Annotated in this window: 27 protein-coding genes; 25 read left to right on the top strand and 2 right to left on the bottom strand. The window is 42.8% G+C overall.

The window, feature by feature from the left end; translation table 11 throughout:
- Positions 1-20 precede the first annotated feature (20 nt).
- The 6 genes from Selli1_RS08065 (at position 21) to Selli1_RS08045 (ending at position 3,392) form a co-directional block, all read left to right on the top strand.
- The gene (locus Selli1_RS08065; protein WP_087168722.1) at positions 21-311 is read left to right on the top strand and encodes a CBO2463/CBO2479 domain-containing protein; all 291 of its coding nucleotides are present in this window, start codon (positions 21-23) and stop codon (positions 309-311) included.
- The gene (locus Selli1_RS18775) at positions 308-760 is read left to right on the top strand and encodes a glycine/sarcosine/betaine reductase selenoprotein B family protein (protein ID WP_465231407.1); all 453 of its coding nucleotides are present in this window, start codon (positions 308-310) and stop codon (positions 758-760) included. Before Selli1_RS08065 ends, Selli1_RS18775 begins: the two co-directional genes overlap by 4 nt.
- Positions 761-787: 27 nt before the next feature.
- The gene (locus Selli1_RS18770) at positions 788-1,033 is read left to right on the top strand and encodes a hypothetical protein (protein ID WP_465231406.1); all 246 of its coding nucleotides are present in this window, start codon (positions 788-790) and stop codon (positions 1,031-1,033) included.
- A gap of 128 nt (positions 1,034-1,161) precedes the next feature.
- The gene (gene prdD / locus Selli1_RS08055; RefSeq protein ID WP_281872693.1) at positions 1,162-1,932 is read left to right on the top strand and encodes a proline reductase cluster protein PrdD; all 771 of its coding nucleotides are present in this window, start codon (positions 1,162-1,164) and stop codon (positions 1,930-1,932) included.
- A 27-nt stretch (positions 1,933-1,959) separates the two neighbouring features.
- Complete coding sequence (locus Selli1_RS08050; RefSeq protein ID WP_087254612.1) at positions 1,960-2,424, top strand: glycine/sarcosine/betaine reductase component B subunit; 465 nt, start codon at positions 1,960-1,962, stop codon at positions 2,422-2,424.
- A gap of 113 nt (positions 2,425-2,537) precedes the next feature.
- The gene (locus Selli1_RS08045; protein ID WP_191427257.1) at positions 2,538-3,392 is read left to right on the top strand and encodes an Rpn family recombination-promoting nuclease/putative transposase; all 855 of its coding nucleotides are present in this window, start codon (positions 2,538-2,540) and stop codon (positions 3,390-3,392) included.
- 291 nt (positions 3,393-3,683) lie between these two features.
- Here the strand turns inward: Selli1_RS08045 and Selli1_RS08040 are convergent, their stop codons facing one another.
- Together Selli1_RS08040 and Selli1_RS08035 are read right to left on the bottom strand one after the other, a co-directional pair.
- On the bottom strand, positions 3,684-4,202 hold the full coding sequence (locus Selli1_RS08040; protein WP_204863977.1) for a helix-turn-helix domain-containing protein: 519 nt from the start codon (positions 4,200-4,202) through the stop codon (positions 3,684-3,686).
- Positions 4,203-4,308: 106 nt separating this feature from the next.
- Positions 4,309-4,980 (bottom strand): hypothetical protein, encoded by a 672-nt coding sequence (locus Selli1_RS08035; protein ID WP_281872689.1) that lies wholly within the window; start codon positions 4,978-4,980, stop codon positions 4,309-4,311.
- 349 nt (positions 4,981-5,329) lie between these two features.
- On the opposite strand from Selli1_RS08035, the gene Selli1_RS08030 reads away from it, so the two are divergent.
- The 19 genes from Selli1_RS08030 to rpsH all read left to right on the top strand — a co-directional run bounded on the left by Selli1_RS08030 (position 5,330) and on the right by rpsH (position 16,594).
- The gene (locus Selli1_RS08030) at positions 5,330-6,421 is read left to right on the top strand and encodes a hypothetical protein (protein WP_281872687.1); all 1,092 of its coding nucleotides are present in this window, start codon (positions 5,330-5,332) and stop codon (positions 6,419-6,421) included.
- 29 nt (positions 6,422-6,450) lie between these two features.
- Complete coding sequence (locus Selli1_RS08025; RefSeq protein WP_191437282.1) at positions 6,451-7,731, top strand: S41 family peptidase; 1,281 nt, start codon at positions 6,451-6,453, stop codon at positions 7,729-7,731.
- 95 nt (positions 7,732-7,826) lie between these two features.
- Positions 7,827-8,672, top strand: a complete 846-nt coding sequence (locus tag Selli1_RS08020; RefSeq protein WP_281872683.1) for a hypothetical protein — start codon at positions 7,827-7,829, stop codon at positions 8,670-8,672.
- Positions 8,673-9,329: 657 nt separating this feature from the next.
- Positions 9,330-9,647: a 30S ribosomal protein S10 gene (gene rpsJ, locus Selli1_RS08015; protein ID WP_024731851.1), complete on the top strand. Its 318-nt coding sequence runs from the start codon at positions 9,330-9,332 to the stop codon at positions 9,645-9,647.
- 74 nt (positions 9,648-9,721) lie between these two features.
- Positions 9,722-10,402 carry a 50S ribosomal protein L3 gene (gene rplC / locus Selli1_RS08010; protein WP_087168684.1) on the top strand — a complete coding sequence of 227 codons (681 nt, stop codon included), beginning with the start codon at positions 9,722-9,724 and terminating at the stop codon, positions 10,400-10,402.
- A gap of 29 nt (positions 10,403-10,431) precedes the next feature.
- Entirely contained in the window at positions 10,432-11,052 is a 621-nt protein-coding gene (gene rplD / locus Selli1_RS08005) for a 50S ribosomal protein L4 (protein ID WP_087168683.1), read from the top strand.
- Positions 11,052-11,351 carry a 50S ribosomal protein L23 gene (gene rplW / locus Selli1_RS08000; RefSeq protein ID WP_087168682.1) on the top strand — a complete coding sequence of 100 codons (300 nt, stop codon included), beginning with the start codon at positions 11,052-11,054 and terminating at the stop codon, positions 11,349-11,351. Before rplD ends, rplW begins: the two co-directional genes overlap by 1 nt.
- Positions 11,352-11,418: 67 nt before the next feature.
- On the top strand, positions 11,419-12,261 hold the full coding sequence (rplB, locus tag Selli1_RS07995) for a 50S ribosomal protein L2 (protein ID WP_281872680.1): 843 nt from the start codon (positions 11,419-11,421) through the stop codon (positions 12,259-12,261).
- Between the two features lie 25 nt (positions 12,262-12,286).
- Positions 12,287-12,568 carry a 30S ribosomal protein S19 gene (gene rpsS / locus Selli1_RS07990; RefSeq protein WP_024731856.1) on the top strand — a complete coding sequence of 94 codons (282 nt, stop codon included), beginning with the start codon at positions 12,287-12,289 and terminating at the stop codon, positions 12,566-12,568.
- 30 nt (positions 12,569-12,598) lie between these two features.
- The gene (gene rplV, locus Selli1_RS07985; protein WP_048620766.1) at positions 12,599-12,985 is read left to right on the top strand and encodes a 50S ribosomal protein L22; all 387 of its coding nucleotides are present in this window, start codon (positions 12,599-12,601) and stop codon (positions 12,983-12,985) included.
- 11 nt (positions 12,986-12,996) lie between these two features.
- The gene (rpsC, locus tag Selli1_RS07980; RefSeq protein WP_087168680.1) at positions 12,997-13,653 is read left to right on the top strand and encodes a 30S ribosomal protein S3; all 657 of its coding nucleotides are present in this window, start codon (positions 12,997-12,999) and stop codon (positions 13,651-13,653) included.
- Complete coding sequence (rplP, locus tag Selli1_RS07975) at positions 13,653-14,090, top strand: 50S ribosomal protein L16 (RefSeq protein WP_087168679.1); 438 nt, start codon at positions 13,653-13,655, stop codon at positions 14,088-14,090. Before rpsC ends, rplP begins: the two co-directional genes overlap by 1 nt.
- The gene (rpmC, locus tag Selli1_RS07970) at positions 14,080-14,286 is read left to right on the top strand and encodes a 50S ribosomal protein L29 (RefSeq protein ID WP_087168678.1); all 207 of its coding nucleotides are present in this window, start codon (positions 14,080-14,082) and stop codon (positions 14,284-14,286) included. Before rplP ends, rpmC begins: the two co-directional genes overlap by 11 nt.
- A 13-nt stretch (positions 14,287-14,299) precedes the next feature.
- Complete coding sequence (gene rpsQ / locus Selli1_RS07965) at positions 14,300-14,554, top strand: 30S ribosomal protein S17 (protein WP_087168721.1); 255 nt, start codon at positions 14,300-14,302, stop codon at positions 14,552-14,554.
- 36 nt (positions 14,555-14,590) lie between these two features.
- Positions 14,591-14,959, top strand: a complete 369-nt coding sequence (gene rplN / locus Selli1_RS07960) for a 50S ribosomal protein L14 (RefSeq protein WP_087168677.1) — start codon at positions 14,591-14,593, stop codon at positions 14,957-14,959.
- Between the two features lie 14 nt (positions 14,960-14,973).
- On the top strand, positions 14,974-15,285 hold the full coding sequence (gene rplX, locus Selli1_RS07955; protein ID WP_087168676.1) for a 50S ribosomal protein L24: 312 nt from the start codon (positions 14,974-14,976) through the stop codon (positions 15,283-15,285).
- A gap of 23 nt (positions 15,286-15,308) precedes the next feature.
- Positions 15,309-15,848, top strand: a complete 540-nt coding sequence (gene rplE, locus Selli1_RS07950; protein ID WP_087168675.1) for a 50S ribosomal protein L5 — start codon at positions 15,309-15,311, stop codon at positions 15,846-15,848.
- Between the two features lie 15 nt (positions 15,849-15,863).
- Complete coding sequence (locus tag Selli1_RS07945; RefSeq protein WP_024731865.1) at positions 15,864-16,049, top strand: type Z 30S ribosomal protein S14; 186 nt, start codon at positions 15,864-15,866, stop codon at positions 16,047-16,049.
- Between the two features lie 143 nt (positions 16,050-16,192).
- The gene (gene rpsH / locus Selli1_RS07940) at positions 16,193-16,594 is read left to right on the top strand and encodes a 30S ribosomal protein S8 (protein WP_087168674.1); all 402 of its coding nucleotides are present in this window, start codon (positions 16,193-16,195) and stop codon (positions 16,592-16,594) included.
- Positions 16,595-16,611: the final 17 nt, after the last annotated feature.

The raw sequence follows: 16,611 nt of genomic DNA, 5'->3' as shown, positions 1-16,611 counted from the left end.
GATGGTAATGACGTATGGAACTGAAATATGGAGATAAAATCATAAGAATGGAAGGCGTCATCGTCGAGGTACATGACGGATGCGTAGGAGTTGACCTGAAAGGAAGGCTCGGCTATCTGAAGATTCCGATGCGGATGCTGATCACAGATTATCCCGTCAAAGTCGGACAGGAAGTGGCATGGAACATGAGCTTCGTAGAGCAGATGGGGCCGGAGATCAATGAGAAGTACGTCAGCAACCTTGATATCTACAAGAGGCGTCAGAAAGAGATGCGCGAATTGAATGAAAATCATGAGGAGGTTTCAAAATGAGCTTAACGGTTGTGAAAGGTTTACAATCTGAAATTTATGTTCCGATTACTCCGCCGGCAGTATGGACTCCAGTAACAAAAGAGATTAAAGATATGTCTATTGCTCTTGCTACTGCAGCAGGTGTCCATAAGAAAAGCCAGGAAAGATTTAATCTTGCCGGAGACTTCACATGGAGAAAGATTGAAAATACAACTCCATCCAGTGAACTGATGGTTTCACATGGTGGATATGATAACGGTGATGTAAACAAAGACATCAACTGTATGTTCCCGATCGACAGAATCCATGAACTTGCAAAAGAAGGATTTATCAGAGCATGTGCTCCGGTACACGCAGGATTCATGGGCGGCGGTGGAAATCAGGAGAAATTCAAACATGAAACTGGTCCGGCCATCGCACAGATGTTTAAAGAAGAGGATGTCGACGCAGTCATCCTCACAGCTGGATGAGGTACCTGCCACCGCTCTGCAGTACTGGTGCAGAGAGCGATTGAAGAGGCTGGTATTCCTACAATTATCATCGCAGCCCTTCCACCTGTTGTTCGTCAGACAGGTACACCACGTGCGGTAGCACCGCTCGTACCAATGGGAGCAAATGCCGGAGAACCGAACAACGTAGAAATGCAGACAGAGATTGTAAAAGCAACTCTGGAGCAGCTCGTTGCAATCGATACTCCAGGAAAGGTAGTTCCGCTTCCATTTGAATACATTGCAAAAGTTTGATGCAAATCATTATGGGATCTGTACAGAGTGTACAGATCCCTATTTTCATTTGAAAATCAAATATCATTTTCTGAAAGTGCAAAGTGTGTTATGATAAAAAAGGATCAACAGGAAAGGAAACAAATGCCATGGGAGAAGAGACAAAACAGCTCCGCCGGCTTGTGATTAAAGCCTACCACATACGGGAAGCTATGTGGGGCGAGGAGAACAAGGTGGAGGAAAGCGGCGTGCTGACTGTGGATAAAGAGAGCGCAGACCGCTACAAACGTGGAAAAGAAGACTATATATCAGATATTTCTTTCCGGATTATCAAACCGGAAGAACGTGATCAGTATACCAATACGATTATGGACATTATCCCGATTTCAGCGAAAGTACTTGGAAATATCGGGGAAGGAATTACTCATACGCTGACAGGTGTCTATGTGATCCTGACAGGCGTGGATACTGTAGGAAAGCAGACACATGAATTCGGATCCTCGGAAGGAAACCTGAAGGAGCAGATCTGTTACGGAAGAGCCGGGACGCCAGGAGAAGGAGATATCATGATTGCCTTTGATGTGACGCTTCAGGAAGGAATGGGTCAGATCCGGGCAGGGGTAACGGCGGCACACAGCGCATGTGATGAATTTGTCCAGGAACTCCGGGAACAGCTGAAGAAATATCATGGGGACCGCTGCACAGAACGTCACGAATATTACGATGTGGTACGTCCGGGAAAGAAAAAAGTACTCATTATCAAACAGGTGGCCGGGCAGGGAGCTATGTATGACATGCATCTCTTCGCAAAAGAACCATCAGGCGTGGAAGGAGGCCGCTCCATCATCGATATGGGAAATATGCCGGTTCTAGTAACACCAAACGAATACCGTGACGGAATTCTGCGGTCCATGCAGTAGAAAAAGAACGAAAAGGGGTGACAGAGAATGGGAATCGGACCTTCAACAAAAGAAACAACACTTCACAACTTCCGCGATCCGCTTCTGGATGTAGTGTCAGCCGATGAGGATCTGGATCTGATGGGAATCCTTATCGTGGGGACACCACAGGATCAGCAGGACAAAGTGCTGGTGGGAACCAGGGCGGCAGTCTGGGCGGAAGGAATGCGCGCGGACGGCGTGATCATCTCTGCAGACGGATGGGGAAACAGCGATGTCGATTATGCCAATACAATCGAACAGCTCGGAAAACGCGACATTCCGGTGGTGGGAATCCACTTTTCCGGAACGGCCGGACAGTTCGTGGTGACCAATCCGTATATGGATACGATTGTTGATATGAATAAAAATCCAAAGGGCGTAGAGACCGACGTGGTCGGCGAAAATGCGGTAGACACCATGGATGCACGAAAAGCAACGGCAATGCTGAAACTGAAAATGCGAAAACGATAGAAAATTGAAAATGTGTTGAAAAATACAGGAAAGCAGGGAGATTGTGGATGGAATTCTTCCTGCTTTCGTCGTATAATAAAGGCATAGGATTCCTCTGCGCATGGAGGATTCATATGAAAAAAAGAAAAACACTACAGGAACTGACAATCAAGGATAACTTTCTCTTTGGCGCCGTTATGGTAAACGAAGAAAATTGTAAGGAATTTCTGGAAATGGTGCTGGAAATTGAGATCGACCAGGTTAAGGTCAGTAAGGAAAAGAGCATCGTTTACCATCCGGAATATAAGGGCGTCCGCCTGGATGTTTATGCCAGAGATGAGGAGCATACACACTACAATATTGAGATGCAGGCAGAGAAAAAGCCGGTTTTAGGAAAAAGGAGCCGCTATTATCAGAGCCAGATGGATATGGAACTTCTGATGAGCGGGGAGGACTACACGGAACTTCCCAATACCTATGTGATCTTTTTGTGCGATTTCGATCCTTTTGGAGCAGGAAAATACCGCTATACCTTTCAGTCGGTCTGTCAGGAAACGGAGGAAGCATCGTTGGAAGACGGACGGAAGATTTTATTTCTGAATACCCGCGGGAAGAATGACGCAGAAGTTCCGGGCAAACTGGTAACATTTCTGAGATTTGTCAGAGCAGGACTAAAGGAGAGCCAACAGGATTTTGGAGATCCCTATGTCCAGAAGCTTCAGGAGTTTATTTCGTATGTGAAGCAGAGCCGGGAAATGGAGGAAAGATTCATGGTGCTGGAAGAAATGCTGAGAGATGAAAGAAGCCGGGGAAGAGTCGAAGGTAAAGCTGAATTTGTCTTAAAGGTGCTTTCGGCGTACGGAAAAGTCCCGGAATCACTCAATGAAAGAATTACTAAGGAAACTAATTCGGGAATGCTGGATCAATGGTTCCAAATAGCTCTGGAATGCGGTTCCGTTGAGGAATTTGAGCAGAAAATCAAAGAGTAAGATGCATCGGTCTATTTAAATTATTATAAAAGCTGATTATAGGATACAGATATGACAGAAACGGATGTTTTGTTGTATCTGTATTACTGTCTATGGTACACATCAATCGCTGTCATTTCGACAGAATTTCAATGAAAAGCAGAGGAATTCTATTATCAAATGTGTTTTTTCTTTTTGGCTTGATCTTAGAAGCGGATAACTACTGTTCTTTAAGAGGAGAAGAATGGGATATGAAAAACCCGAAACGGGATCAGACAGAGCAGTTTCGGGTTTACTTTTTTGATAGTAGTTTTATGAAAAAAACTGGGCGTAATAAATCAAATCGTGAATGATACATGCCACACAGATGAAAAGGACAATTCCTTTAAAGTATGGGCGGGATTTTACTGTTTTAATAACATAGATCAAAAGAAAAACGCCCAAAAAAGGAAGCTCAAATGCGGCAATGGCGAGCACAATGAGAAAAATGCTCTCCAATTTGGAATTTACTGCATCTTCTGCACTGGAAACAGGAGTTTCGCCGGAAGTTGCCTCTGTAACGGCCGGCTCGGCAGAGGGTAGTACTTCTTGGAGATCTGCCGTTTGCTCTTGTATATCGAGTGTATTCTCTGGTGTAACATTGCCGATCAGACTGTCAACGCTCGTCTGATAAAGCTGACTCAGGAGGACAAGATTTTCCAGATCCGGGAAGGATGCATTATTCTCCCAGGCGGAAATGGCCTGGCGGCTGATATGCAATTCATTTGCCACTTGCTCTTGCGTGAAATGCCGGCTTTTACGATGCTCTTTTAAGTAACTTCCGATCTGCATAACTATCTTCCTCCTTTCAGCAAAATCAATATTGCCTGAAACTGACATAATATTAACATAAATTCCAGAAAATTACAATAAGTGTCAAATGCCTTATATTGGATGATTAGTAAATGCCCCAGTAAAATTCTGATAAATATTGTGCGAACGTGAGTGAAAAAATCGTGCATTTCCCAGGAGCAAATGTTCTGATAGAAGCATATAAAACAGCATAGAAAAAGCTGAGACAAAATGAAAAAAGATTAAGTGAAGAAATATCGGAAGATAATGCATACAACAGACCGACCAGTAAAACACCAGCCAGTTTATTGCGAAAGATATCCTGAAAAAAGGTCAGCAAAAATCCGTGATAAAGCATGTTTTGGCCTAATAATGCCAGGAAAAAATCAGCTCCTGGTAAAAAGGTGTGTAGATAATGATATCTCATATGGATCAGGCAGATGTTCCATACTTCTAAAAGATGAGAGATGAAACGACTTGGATTACCAAGAAAAATCAGAAGGAATATCAGGAAAACAGCAAAAAGTATCTGAGAAATAATCTGACTAAAATGAAATCCATATCTGTTTAATGGTTCATGCAGGAAAAAGCGGATCAAAAATACTGGGAGAAAGAACTCGAGCAGATAAATAATCCACCAATGATCCAACAGCATGGTGATCCAGGATGGAGCGGGTTTAGATAAAACATGATACATGTTGAAAATATAAAGTATACATGAATAAGTGATTCCGATAATAAAAAATGCCATCCATTTCTTTTTTTCTTTTTGATCCATCTGAGATTCCTTTCTATTATTCCCTGAAAATTTTCGACTTCATTATTATAGCATAGAGCGTAAATAAGAGAAAGAAAGTATCAGTTTCCGATGCAAGCAATGGTTGCCAGGTGAAAAATTTATGTTTTGCAAAGATGCAAGAACTCGTTTCTGGAAATAGAGAGGGATTGCAGTATAATAAAAGGTGTAGACCAAAAAAGTATAAAGCGATAAAGAGAAGAAGTGTGTGTAATGCCCGAACTACAGATCGCAAGGTAAAATACTTATAGAGATTTTATAACGTTACGCTGGAACATTCAAAATAGAATTGCAGTTGGTATTTTAGCAATAGAACGGGAGGAAAGTGTAAATGAAGAAAAAAGGTTGGAACAAGCGAGTATTTGTTGCGATTTTAGTGATTGTCATGGCTGCTGCGTGTTTCGGGTGCGGGCGTAATACTAGTACGCGGGAAGAAGAAAAACAAGAGGAGCAAACCCCAGATGGCATCTACCTGTATGGTGAAATACACGTTAATGCAAATATCATGAAGAAAGAACTGGAATTGTGGGGAGAGTACTATGATGATGGGATGAGGGATCTGTTTGTTGAATTACCGTATTTTGATGCACAATTAATGAATATCTGGATGCAATCAGCTGATGATGACATTTTTGACATGTTTTTTCAAAATAGCCAGGGAACGGCAGGGGGCACTCCGGAGTATCAGAATTTTTGGAAAAAACTGAAGACGAACTATCCGGAAACAATTTTACACGGTACAGATATTGGGCATGGGTATGCGACGACGGGACAATGGTACCTGAATTATCTGGAGGAACATGGCCAAAAAGATTCGGAAGAATATCGAAAGACTCAGGAGAACATGGATCAGGGAAAATATTATTATGATCATTATGAGGACGACCCATACCGGGAAAATAAGATGGTAGAGAATTTTGTTGAGGAATATGAAACATTGGGAGAAATTCCGGTCATGGGGATTTATGGAAGCGCTCATACAGAAATCGATGCAATGGATTATATGACAGGAACAGTTCCGTGTATGGCTAATCAGCTGCATGAAAAATATGGAGACAAGCTTCATACAGAAAGTCTGGAAGAATACGCCTGGATAACAGAGCCTTTAAAAACAGAAACGATAGAAGTAGATGGAAAGGACTATAAGGCAGATTATTTCGGCGAGAACAGTGCTTTTAGTGACCAAGAGGGATGGTATTCTATGAAATGCTGGAGATTGGAAGGAGCGTATCAGAATTTCAAAGAAGCTCCACTTAGCGGTGAAATGTGGGATCAGGCATCATTTCCAATGAAATTGAAAGCAAAGCAGGTCTACGTAGTTGAAATCAGCCATAATGACGGTACATTGGAGCGGAAATATTTCCGGACGGATCAGAATTCGTTTGAGAAAATGGGGTATGTGAAAGAACTTGTTGTTGATTAAGTGGAAGTGCTGGCAGGAGGAAATTGTCTATGAAATTTTGGAGATTTAAAAAGAAGTGGATTGAGGCGGTACTGGCTTTTGCGATGACGGCAGTGCTTGCAGGATGTGCATGGCAGGGGACGGCAATATCGGAAGAAGGAGGTCTGCTGACTAAAACACAGGTGGAGGAAGACAGGAAACAGGCGATTCAATATGTGGAAGATGTACATCCGTTCTTTGAATTGGAGGAAGATCAGTCGGAATATAAGGAAGCGAAAAAAGCATACATCAGTCAGACACAGTCGGGTATGACTGTCTGGGAATTCTGGGGAGCAACGGCAGAGTACATGAGTTCTCTTCGCGATGCACATACAAGGATTCAGGATCCTGGAGGAATAAAAGTATTAGACATACCTGCTTCTTATGAAAACGGAAAATCATATCTGTGGGAAAATGGGAAAAGGACCGGGCTTTATGTAGAAAAAGTTGGAGGAGTGGATGTAGAGAAAATATACGAAAAAATCGATAAAATGATCGTGGCGGAGAATGCAGCAGCAGAAGAACAGAACAGAGAAAAATATCTTGCAGTGAACACGATTCTAAAATTCTGTGGAGCGGTATCGAAGAATGATCAGGTAGAGGTAGAATTCTCGGATGGCACAAAACGGATCTACTCCTTTATGGAAGTTGGTAGATCCACCGAAGAAGTGACAAACAATTGTTTTACTGAAGGTGATATTTTTGTGGTAGATTTCAATACCTGTGAAGTTGATCAGAAACTGGAAGAAATTGCGGTAAAACTGGAAGAAGCAGTGGAAAATGGATGTACGAAAGTCATTATTGATGTACGGGGGAATCCGGGAGGGGACTCGAATGCTTGCTTAAGGATTTTGGAAGCAATGGGAATGAGGGAGCCTTACTATGGAAGTGTTATCAGATTTTCCAAAGAAGCGAAAGAACAGGGAGGAGTTCCAATAGATCACGGAATAATTGAAACAAAGGGATCGACACTCATGGCTAAAGCGAATGAGGATGTTCAGTTGATTGTCCTGTCTGATCATATCACATTTAGTTCGGCAACGATGCTTTGTGTTTGGGTGAGAGACGGAAAATTGGGAAAAATTGTCGGAGAACCAAGCACTAATAAGCCGAATTCCTATGGTGATATTTTGATGTTTCAATTAGAAAATTCGGGTTTAGTTATGTCGGTTTCATACAAAAAGTTTACACGCCCCGACAGTTCCAACAACGAAGACATGCTTGTGCCGGATGTCCAGACATCATCAGAGGATGCGTATGATAAAGCAGTAGAATTATTGAACCAGCAATAAACGAAAACCACTTGCGCTCCCTCGCCTGTCCGTTTGCTATATTATAATAGAAGAAACAGATCGTTCTGTTTGATGAAAGACAGGAGGCGGAGCATATGAAAACAGTCAATACTGTTCCGGAGATTCTTTCTACATTTCCGGATTCTCATTTTGACAAGCAAAGATGGCGGGACTATGCAGGAGCAATCCATCCGGAACTTCCTAAACTCTGTGAAGAAGATACGGCAAAGTATGAGTTTGAAAAGGATGTCCTCCCGGTAATTGAGACAGTACTGGGGGAACCAGAGCGGATCCGGCATCTTGGCAGCAGGTTTGAGCATATTGTGGCGGAGCTTCAGGAGCGCCTTCCGGTCCTGTTTGACAAGGAATGTGAAGTGACGGTTGTTTTATATCTGGGACTTTGCAATGCGGCGGGATGGGTGACGTTCCTTGGAGGGAAGAAGGTCGTTCTGCTGGGCGTGGAAAAGGTTCTGGAACTGAACTGGGACAGCGAGGAGAAGCTGAAGGCACTTTTGTACCATGAGATCGGACATATCTGGCATGAGACATACGGGAACCTGGAGTTCCCGGCGCATACACAGAGCAGGCAGTCGATGCTCCAGCTCTGGCAGGAGGGAATTGCCATGGTATGCGAGCAGATCTTAAGCAAAGATGAGAGGTATTACCATCAGGATGAGAATGGATGGCTTGCATGGTGTCAGGAGCAGGAGCCGATGATTAAGGAGGAATACGGGAGACGCCTGGAGCAGGAGGAAAGTACGCAGGATTTCTTTGGAGACTGGTGCGATTTCTGCGGCTATTCGGATGTAGGCTATTATCTGGGATGCCGGTTCGTGAGATGGATGATGAAAGAGAATGATCTCCGGGAGATCGCAGCGATGGGGGCCGCGGAACTGTTGGAAAAGTACACCCGGTTTGCGGGGAAAGAGTTACCTGCATAATATAGAAGAAAATGAAAAGGCGGATACGCGATCGCATCCGCCCTTTCATTTTGGTATGTCATTGAGAGGTTTTCCTGATTACATTGTAGTTTCTACATATACAAAACTGGGGAATCTCTTAAATAGAGGATGTATATAAGAATTGGAGACGTCGCTGATACTTTGGGGGAATATCAGGGACACTACAATGTAATCGTTTAGTACTTTAATGTACTAACACGCTATCACTATACCATGAACAAAAGGAAACTGTCAAGAGTTTAACGGAAAAAAGTAAAAAAAAGTATTGTTGCTGTTTGCGCCGAACCGCCGCCCGCATGCGCGCTCGTCGCACAGACGCGCTTCAGTTCCGGGCTGCGTGTATCAAAAAAAATACAAAAAAATGTAAAAAGGGCTTGCAAATTTATATTGTTTCATATATACTGAAAAAGCTGTGACATGATAGCGATGAAACGTGAGGTTGCTGCCTGGAAATGGCAGGTTTTTCCGCGGAGCGAATGTCAAGTTAGGAAACTGGCGACAAGTCACTGTACGAATCAATAACATCCATTGAAACATGGTAACAACGTGTGAGTCGATGTGGACACGCACGGGAGAGTGTACAGTCACCGCTTGTCGTACTGAGTTTGAAAGTACGAAAAGGAGGCGACTTTTTTTATGGCAAGTCAAGTAATGAGAATCACACTGAAGGCATATGATCATCAGCTGGTTGATGCATCTGCCAAGAAAATTATCGAAACTGTAAAGAAAAATGGAGCAAAGGTGAGCGGACCGGTACCGCTTCCGACAAAGAAGGAAGTAGTTACAATCCTGAGAGCTGTTCACAAATACAAAGATTCCAGAGAGCAGTTCGAGCAGAGAACTCATAAAAGACTGATTGATATCATCACACCAACACAGAAGACAGTTGATGCATTATCCAGACTGGAAATGCCGGCAGGTGTGTACATCGATATCAAAATGAAACAAAAATAAGAAAGCAGTATTCCTAAAATTTAGGATGAACGGATGCATGTCCGTTCCGCTGTAAATCACAGGAGGTAAACATAATGAAGAAAGCTATTTTAGCAACAAAAGTCGGAATGACTCAAATCTTCAACGAAGATGGAGTATTAACTCCGGTAACTGTTCTTCAGGCTGGTCCTTGTGTTGTAACACAGATCAAGACAGTTGAGAACGATGGTTACAAGGCTGTTCAGGTTGGATTCGTTGACAAGAAAGAAAAGATTGTCAATGTTGACAAGAGCGGCAAGAAAGAAATTGTCCACAGAAATGGTGTGACAAAAGCTGAGAAAGGACACTTTGACAAGGCTGGAGTATCCGGAAAGAGATTCGTAAAAGAATTCAAATTTGACAATGCAGAAGAATATGCACTTGCACAGGAAATCAAAGCTGATATCTTCGCGGTAGGAGATAAGGTAGATGCAACAGCAATCTCCAAAGGTAAAGGATTCCAGGGTGCAATCAAGAGACATAATCAGCACAGAGGACCTATGACACACGGTTCCAAATTCCACCGTCACGCAGGTTCCAACGGTGCGGCTTCCGATCCGAGCAAGGTATTCAAAGGAAAGAAAATGCCGGGACACATGGGAAGCAAGAAGATCACAATTCAGAATCTTGAAGTAGTAAGAGTTGATGCAGAAAACAATCTGCTCTTAGTAAAAGGTTCCGTACCAGGACCTAAAAAATCTTTAGTAACAATCAAAGAAACAGTAAAGAGTATTTAGGTTTTTGAGAGGAAAGGAGGAACATAGTAATGGCAAACGTAGCTGTTTACAATATCGAAGGTAAAGAAGTTGGTACGATTGACTTAAATGATGCTATTTTCGGTGTTGAAGTTAACGAACACCTTGTGCACATGGCAGTTGTACAGCAGCTTGCAAATAAACGTCAGGGAACACAGAAAGCAAAGACTCGTTCTGAAGTATCCGGCGGCGGAAGAAAACCGTGGAGACAGAAAGGAACAGGTCATGCAAGACAGGGATCAACAAGAGCTCCGCAGTGGACAGGCGGTGGAGTGGTATTCGCTCCGACACCGAGAGACTACTCTTTCAAATTAAACAAGAAAGAAAAGAGAGCAGCTCTGAAATCCGCTCTGACATCCAGAGTAGAAGAAAACAAATTCATCGTAGTAGATGAAATGAATTTCGATGAAATCAAAACAAAGAAATTCCAGAACGTATTAAGCAACTTAAACGTATCCAAAGCATTAGTGGTATTAGAAGACGGCAACACAAAGGCTGAGCTTTCTGCAAGAAACATTGCCGATGTCAAGACTGCACGCACTAATACAATCAATGTGTATGATATCCTGAAATACAACACAGTGATTGCTACAAAAGCTGCTGTAGAGGCGATCGAGGAGGTGTACGCATAATGGCAAACATTCAGTACTATGACGTAATCCTGAAACCGGTGATTACAGAGAAAAGCATGGGGCTTATGGCTGACAAGAAATACACATTCCTTGTTCATCCGGAAGCTAACAAGACTCAGATCAAAGAAGCAGTTGAAAAAATGTTCGCTGGAACAAAAGTAAAGAGTGTCAATACAATGAACCAGGACGGAAAGACAAAACGCCGTGGCATGACATACGGAAAAACTGCTAAGACGAAGAAAGCGATCGTAGCTCTTACAGAAGAAAGCGCAGAGATCGAAATCTTCCAGGGACTCTAGGATATAGAGAAAATAAACGGTGCAAATCCGTGAAACCAATAATTAGATAACGAAAGGAGATACAGTAATGGGAATTAAAACATACAGCCCATATACACCTTCCAGAAGACAGATGACCGGATCTGATTTTGCTGAGATCACAAAGACAACTCCAGAGAAATCTCTGCTTGCATCCAAGAGCAAAACAGCTGGTCGTAACGCTCAGGGTAAAATTACAGTAAGACACCGCGGAGGCGGAGCTAAGAGAAAATACAGAATTATCGATTTTAAGAGAAATAAAGATGGAATTCCGGCAAAGGTAATCGGTATCGAGTACGATCCGAACAGAACAGCCAACATCGCTCTGATCTGCTACGCAGACGGCGAAAAAGCTTACATCCTTGCACCGCAGGGACTGACAGACGGAATGACAGTTATGAATGGACCGGAAGCGGAAGTAAGAGTAGGAAACTGCCTGCCGCTCTCTGAAATCCCGGTTGGTACACAGATTCACAACATTGAGCTTTATCCAGGAAGAGGCGGACAGTTCGTTCGTTCCGCTGGTAACAGCGCTCAGTTAATGGCTAAAGAAGGAAAATACGCTACACTTCGTCTTCCTTCAGGCGAAATGAGAATGGTACCGCTTGTATGCCGTGCATCAGTTGGTGTTGTTGGAAACGGCGAACACAACCTGATCAACATCGGTAAAGCAGGACGTAAACGCCATATGGGCATCAGACCTACAGTTCGTGGTTCTGTTATGAACCCGAATGACCATCCGCACGGTGGTGGTGAAGGTAAGACTGGTATTGGACGTCCAGGCCCGTCTACACCTTGGGGCAAACCGGCACTTGGTCTTAAGACAAGAAAGAAAAACAAAGCGTCTAATAAGCTGATCGTAAGAAGACGTGACGGAAAAGCTATCAAATAAACAGTTTTGAAGGAGGTTAAACCTAATGGCTCGTTCACTTAAAAAAGGACCATTCGCAGATGCGAGTTTACTGAAAAAAGTAGAAGCTATGAACGAATCCGGAGACAAGTCTGTTATCAAGACATGGTCCCGCCGTTCTACAATTTTCCCGATGATGATCGGTCATACAATCGCCGTTCATGACGGAAGAAAACATGTCCCGGTATATATCACAGAAGATATGGTTGGACACAAACTTGGAGAGTTTGTTGCAACAAGAACATACAGAGGACATGGAAAAGACGAAAAGAAATCCAGAGTAAGATAATAAACGTGTATTCGAAAGGAGGGTTCATCCATGGCTAAGGGACATAGATCTCAGATTAAAAGAGAAAGAAATGCGAACAAAGACACAAGACCATCAGCTAAGTTATCCTACGCAAGAGTCTCTGTTCAGAAAGCATGCTTCGTATTAGATGCCATCAGAGGTAAGGATGTAACAACAGCACTTGGAATTTTAACATACAACCCAAGATATGCTTCCAGCTTGATTAAGAAATTATTAGAATCAGCAATCGCAAACGCTGAAAACAATAACGGTATGTCACCAGAAAACCTTTACATCGCAGAATGCTATGCGAACAAAGGACCTACAATGAAACGTATCAGACCAAGAGCACAGGGTAGAGCTTACAGAATCGAAAAGAGAATGAGCCACATTACACTTGTGTTAGATGAAAGATAAGGAGGGCAATCATGGGACAGAAGGTTAATCCACACGGATTGAGAGTCGGTATCATCAAAGACTGGGATTCCAGATGGTATGCAGAAAAAGACTTCGGCGACAATCTGGTTGAAGACCACAAAATCAGAAAATTTCTTAAAAATAAATTATACAGTGCCGGAATCGCAAAGATCGAGATCGAAAGAGCATCTGACCGTGTAAAAATCATCGTTTACACAGCAAAACCGGGTGTGGTAATCGGTAAAGGCGGTTCTGAAATCGAGAAAGTGAAAGCAGAACTTCAGAAGATGACAGATAAGAAAGTTATCGTTGACATCAAAGAAGTAAAGAAACCGGACAGAGACGCTCAGCTCGTTGCTGAAAACATCGCACTTCAGCTTGAAAACCGTATTTCTTTCAGACGTGCTATGAAGTCCTGCATGAGCAGAACAATGAAGGCAGGAGCGCTTGGTGTGAAAACATCCGTTTCCGGACGTCTTGGCGGAGCTGATATGGCTCGTACAGAGTTCTACAGCGAAGGAACAATTCCGCTTCAGACACTTCGTGCAGACATTGACTATGGATTCGCTGAGGCAGACACAACTTACGGAAAAGTAGGTGTGAAAGTCTGGGTATACAAAGGCGAAGTTCTTCCAACAAAGGCTAATCAGGAAGGGAGCGATAAATAATGTTAATGCCAAAAAGAGTAAAACGTCGTAAACAGTTCCGTGGCTCCATGAGAGGTAAGGCTTTACGCGGAAATAAGATTACTAACGGTGAATATGGTCTTGTGGCAATGGAACCTTGCTGGATCCGTTCCAACCAGATCGAAGCTGCCCGTGTTGCTATGACTCGTTATATCAAACGTGGTGGTAAAGTCTGGATCAAGATTTTCCCAGATAAACCTGTAACTACGAAACCAGCTGAAACGCGTATGGGTTCCGGAAAAGGTACTCTTGAATACTGGGTAGCAGTTGTAAAACCAGGACGTGTTATGTTCGAACTTTCCGGAGTACCGGAAGAAGTTGCACGTGAAGCGCTGCGTCTTGCAATGCACAAATTACCTTGTAAATGTAAAATCGTTTCTCGCGCAGACTTAGAAGGCGGTGATAACAGTGAAAATTAATGCATTTGTAGAAGATTTAAGAAAAAAATCAGTTTCAGAATTGAATGAAGAATTAGTAGCTGCTAAAAAGGAACTCTTCAACCTGAGATTCCAGAACGCAACGAATCAGCTTGAAAATACAAGCAGGATCAAAGAAGTAAGAAAGAATATTGCCAGAATCCAGACAGTGATGACTGAGATGGCAAAGGCTGAGTAAGGAGGGAATGAACGTGGAAAGAAACCTGAGAAAAACAAGAGTTGGTAAGGTTGTCAGCGACAAAATGGACAAAACAATCGTAGTTGCAGTTGAAGACCATGTGAAACACCCGCTTTACAACAAAATCGTGAAGAGAACTTACAAATTAAAAGCACATGACGAAAACAACGAATGCAACATTGGAGATAAAGTAAAAGTTATGGAAACAAGACCGCTGTCCAAGGACAAGAGATGGAGACTTGTGGAAATAATGGAAAAAGTGAAATAATTTCACGATGGAGCAGAATATAAGGAGGTTACCTGCATGATTCAGCAAGAAAGCAGATTAAAAGTAGCAGATAACACAGGTGCTAAAGAATTACTTTGTATCCGTGTTATGGGCGGTTCTACAAGAAGATATGCAAATATCGGAGATGTGATCGTTGCTTCTGTTAAAGACGCAACACCAGGCGGCGTTGTTAAAAAAGGTGACGTTGTAAAGGCTGTCGTTGTTCGTACAGTAAAAGGCGCACGTCGTAAAGATGGTTCCTACATCAAATTCGATGAAAATGCTGCTGTTATTATCAGAGACGACAAGAACCCAAGAGGAACTCGTATTTTTGGACCAGTTGCGAGAGAACTTCGTGAGAAACAGTTCATGAAGATCGTATCTCTGGCTCCGGAAGTATTATAAGGAGGTACCTGAGAATGTCAACTATGAAAATTAAAAAAGGCGACACTGTTAAAGTTATCGCTGGAAAAGATAAAGACAAAGAAGGCAAAGTAATTTCCGTTGACAGAAAGAACGGAAGAGTTCTGGTAGAGGGTGTCAACATGCTGACAAAGCACACAAAACCAAGTGCTTCTAATCAGGAAGGCGGCATCATCCATCAGGAAGGACCTATTGATGCATCTAACGTAATGTACGTTCACAAGGGAAAAGCTACAAGAGTAGGTTTCAAGATGGACGGAGACAAGAAAGTACGTTACGCTAAATCAACAGGCGAAGTGATTGATTAATTCGAGAAAGGAGGTCCAGCGCTTTGAGTAGATTAAAAGAACAGTATCAGAACGAGATCGTAGACGCTCTGATCAAGAAATTTGGATATAAAAACATTATGGAAGTACCGAAGCTCGACAAAGTTGTTATCAACATGGGCGTAGGTGAAGCTAAAGAAAACCACAAACTTCTGGAATCTGCTATTGCTGACATGGAGACAATCACAGGTCAGAAAGCAGTTACAACAAAGGCTAAAAAGTCCGTGGCTAACTTCAAAATCAGAGAGGGTATGCCGATCGGATGTAAAGTTACATTAAGAGGTGAAAAAATGTACGAGTTCGTTGATCGTCTGATCAACCTTGCACTTCCTCGTGTACGTGACTTCAGAGGTGTAAATCCGAACGCATTTGACGGAAGAGGAAATTATGCCCTTGGAATCAAAGAACAGCTGATTTTCCCGGAAATCGAATACGATAAGGTTGACAAAGTTCGCGGTATGGACGTAATCTTCGTAACAACTGCAAAGACAGACGAAGAAGCTCGTGAATTACTGAAACAGTTCAACATGCCATTCGCAAAGTAGTAAAGGAGGAAAATCATGGCAAAGACAGCAATGAAAATCAAACAGCAGCGCAAACAGAAATTCTCCACAAGAGAATACAATCGCTGTAAAATCTGCGGCCGTCCGCATGCATATTTAAGAAAATATGGTATTTGCCGTATCTGCTTCCGTGAATTAGCTTACAAAGGAGAAATTCCGGGAGTAAAGAAAGCAAGCTGGTAGGCCCGTTAACTGCTTTACGCTCATCCCTGACCGGGATGTGCGGGGCGAAAGGCTGCTCTCCGGCATGTTCCGGAGAACTCCTTGAAAAAGGATATCCGCAGTCAGGAAACAAAATGAACCATTCCATAAGGAGGAAATTGAAAATGACTATGAGTGATCCAATCGCAGATATGCTTACAAGAATTCGTAACGCAAACACTGCAAAACATGATACAGTAGATGTACCGGCTTCCAAAATGAAAGTCGCTATCGCAGACATCCTTGTAAACGAAGGATATATTACAAAATATGATCTGATTGATGAAGGAAGCTTCAAAACAATCAGAATTACATTAAAATACGGCGCTGATAAGAACGAAAAAGTTATTACAGGATTAAAGAGAATCTCTAAACCGGGTCTTCGTGTATACGCAGGCAAGGAAGAGCTCCCGAAAGTACTTGGTGGACTTGGAACAGCAATCATCTCCACAAACCAGGGTGTAGTAACAGACAAAGAAGCAAGAAAACTCGGTGTTGGCGGAGAAGTACTCTGCTTCGTATGGTAAGCACTGAACACTTGGCG

Origin of the sequence: Sellimonas catena (assembly GCF_027924685.1) — a bacterium.
In the GTDB taxonomy this organism is placed as follows: domain Bacteria; phylum Bacillota; class Clostridia; order Lachnospirales; family Lachnospiraceae; genus Sellimonas; species Sellimonas catena.
Note: the sequence above shows the minus strand (reverse complement) of the source record. Positions and strands in the feature narration are given on the sequence as shown.

Excerpts from the sequence above, each read along its gene's own strand:
- rplD (WP_087168683.1), top strand. The coding sequence starts at position 10,432 with ATGGCAAACGTAGCTGTTTACAATATCGAAGGTAAAGAAGTTGGTACG.
- Selli1_RS08050 (WP_087254612.1), top strand. The coding sequence starts at position 1,960 with ATGGGAATCGGACCTTCAACAAAAGAAACAACACTTCACAACTTCCGC.
- rplX (WP_087168676.1), top strand. The coding sequence starts at position 14,974 with ATGTCAACTATGAAAATTAAAAAAGGCGACACTGTTAAAGTTATCGCT.
- rpsC (WP_087168680.1), top strand. The coding sequence starts at position 12,997 with ATGGGACAGAAGGTTAATCCACACGGATTGAGAGTCGGTATCATCAAA.
- Selli1_RS08025 (WP_191437282.1), top strand. The coding sequence starts at position 6,451 with ATGAAATTTTGGAGATTTAAAAAGAAGTGGATTGAGGCGGTACTGGCT.
- Selli1_RS08020 (WP_281872683.1), top strand. The coding sequence starts at position 7,827 with ATGAAAACAGTCAATACTGTTCCGGAGATTCTTTCTACATTTCCGGAT.
- rplW (WP_087168682.1), top strand. The coding sequence starts at position 11,052 with ATGGCAAACATTCAGTACTATGACGTAATCCTGAAACCGGTGATTACA.
- rplB (WP_281872680.1), top strand. The coding sequence starts at position 11,419 with ATGGGAATTAAAACATACAGCCCATATACACCTTCCAGAAGACAGATG.
- Selli1_RS18775 (WP_465231407.1), top strand. The coding sequence starts at position 308 with ATGAGCTTAACGGTTGTGAAAGGTTTACAATCTGAAATTTATGTTCCG.
- Selli1_RS08035 (WP_281872689.1), bottom strand. The coding sequence starts at position 4,980 with ATGGATCAAAAAGAAAAAAAGAAATGGATGGCATTTTTTATTATCGGA.
- rpsS (WP_024731856.1), top strand. The coding sequence starts at position 12,287 with ATGGCTCGTTCACTTAAAAAAGGACCATTCGCAGATGCGAGTTTACTG.
- rpsH (WP_087168674.1), top strand. The coding sequence starts at position 16,193 with ATGACTATGAGTGATCCAATCGCAGATATGCTTACAAGAATTCGTAAC.
- rplP (WP_087168679.1), top strand. The coding sequence starts at position 13,653 with ATGTTAATGCCAAAAAGAGTAAAACGTCGTAAACAGTTCCGTGGCTCC.
- rpsJ (WP_024731851.1), top strand. The coding sequence starts at position 9,330 with ATGGCAAGTCAAGTAATGAGAATCACACTGAAGGCATATGATCATCAG.
- rplC (WP_087168684.1), top strand. The coding sequence starts at position 9,722 with ATGAAGAAAGCTATTTTAGCAACAAAAGTCGGAATGACTCAAATCTTC.
- prdD (WP_281872693.1), top strand. The coding sequence starts at position 1,162 with ATGGGAGAAGAGACAAAACAGCTCCGCCGGCTTGTGATTAAAGCCTAC.
- Selli1_RS08030 (WP_281872687.1), top strand. The coding sequence starts at position 5,330 with ATGAAGAAAAAAGGTTGGAACAAGCGAGTATTTGTTGCGATTTTAGTG.
- Selli1_RS08040 (WP_204863977.1), bottom strand. The coding sequence starts at position 4,202 with ATGCAGATCGGAAGTTACTTAAAAGAGCATCGTAAAAGCCGGCATTTC.
- rplN (WP_087168677.1), top strand. The coding sequence starts at position 14,591 with ATGATTCAGCAAGAAAGCAGATTAAAAGTAGCAGATAACACAGGTGCT.
- Selli1_RS07945 (WP_024731865.1), top strand. The coding sequence starts at position 15,864 with ATGGCAAAGACAGCAATGAAAATCAAACAGCAGCGCAAACAGAAATTC.
- rplV (WP_048620766.1), top strand. The coding sequence starts at position 12,599 with ATGGCTAAGGGACATAGATCTCAGATTAAAAGAGAAAGAAATGCGAAC.
- Selli1_RS08045 (WP_191427257.1), top strand. The coding sequence starts at position 2,538 with ATGAAAAAAAGAAAAACACTACAGGAACTGACAATCAAGGATAACTTT.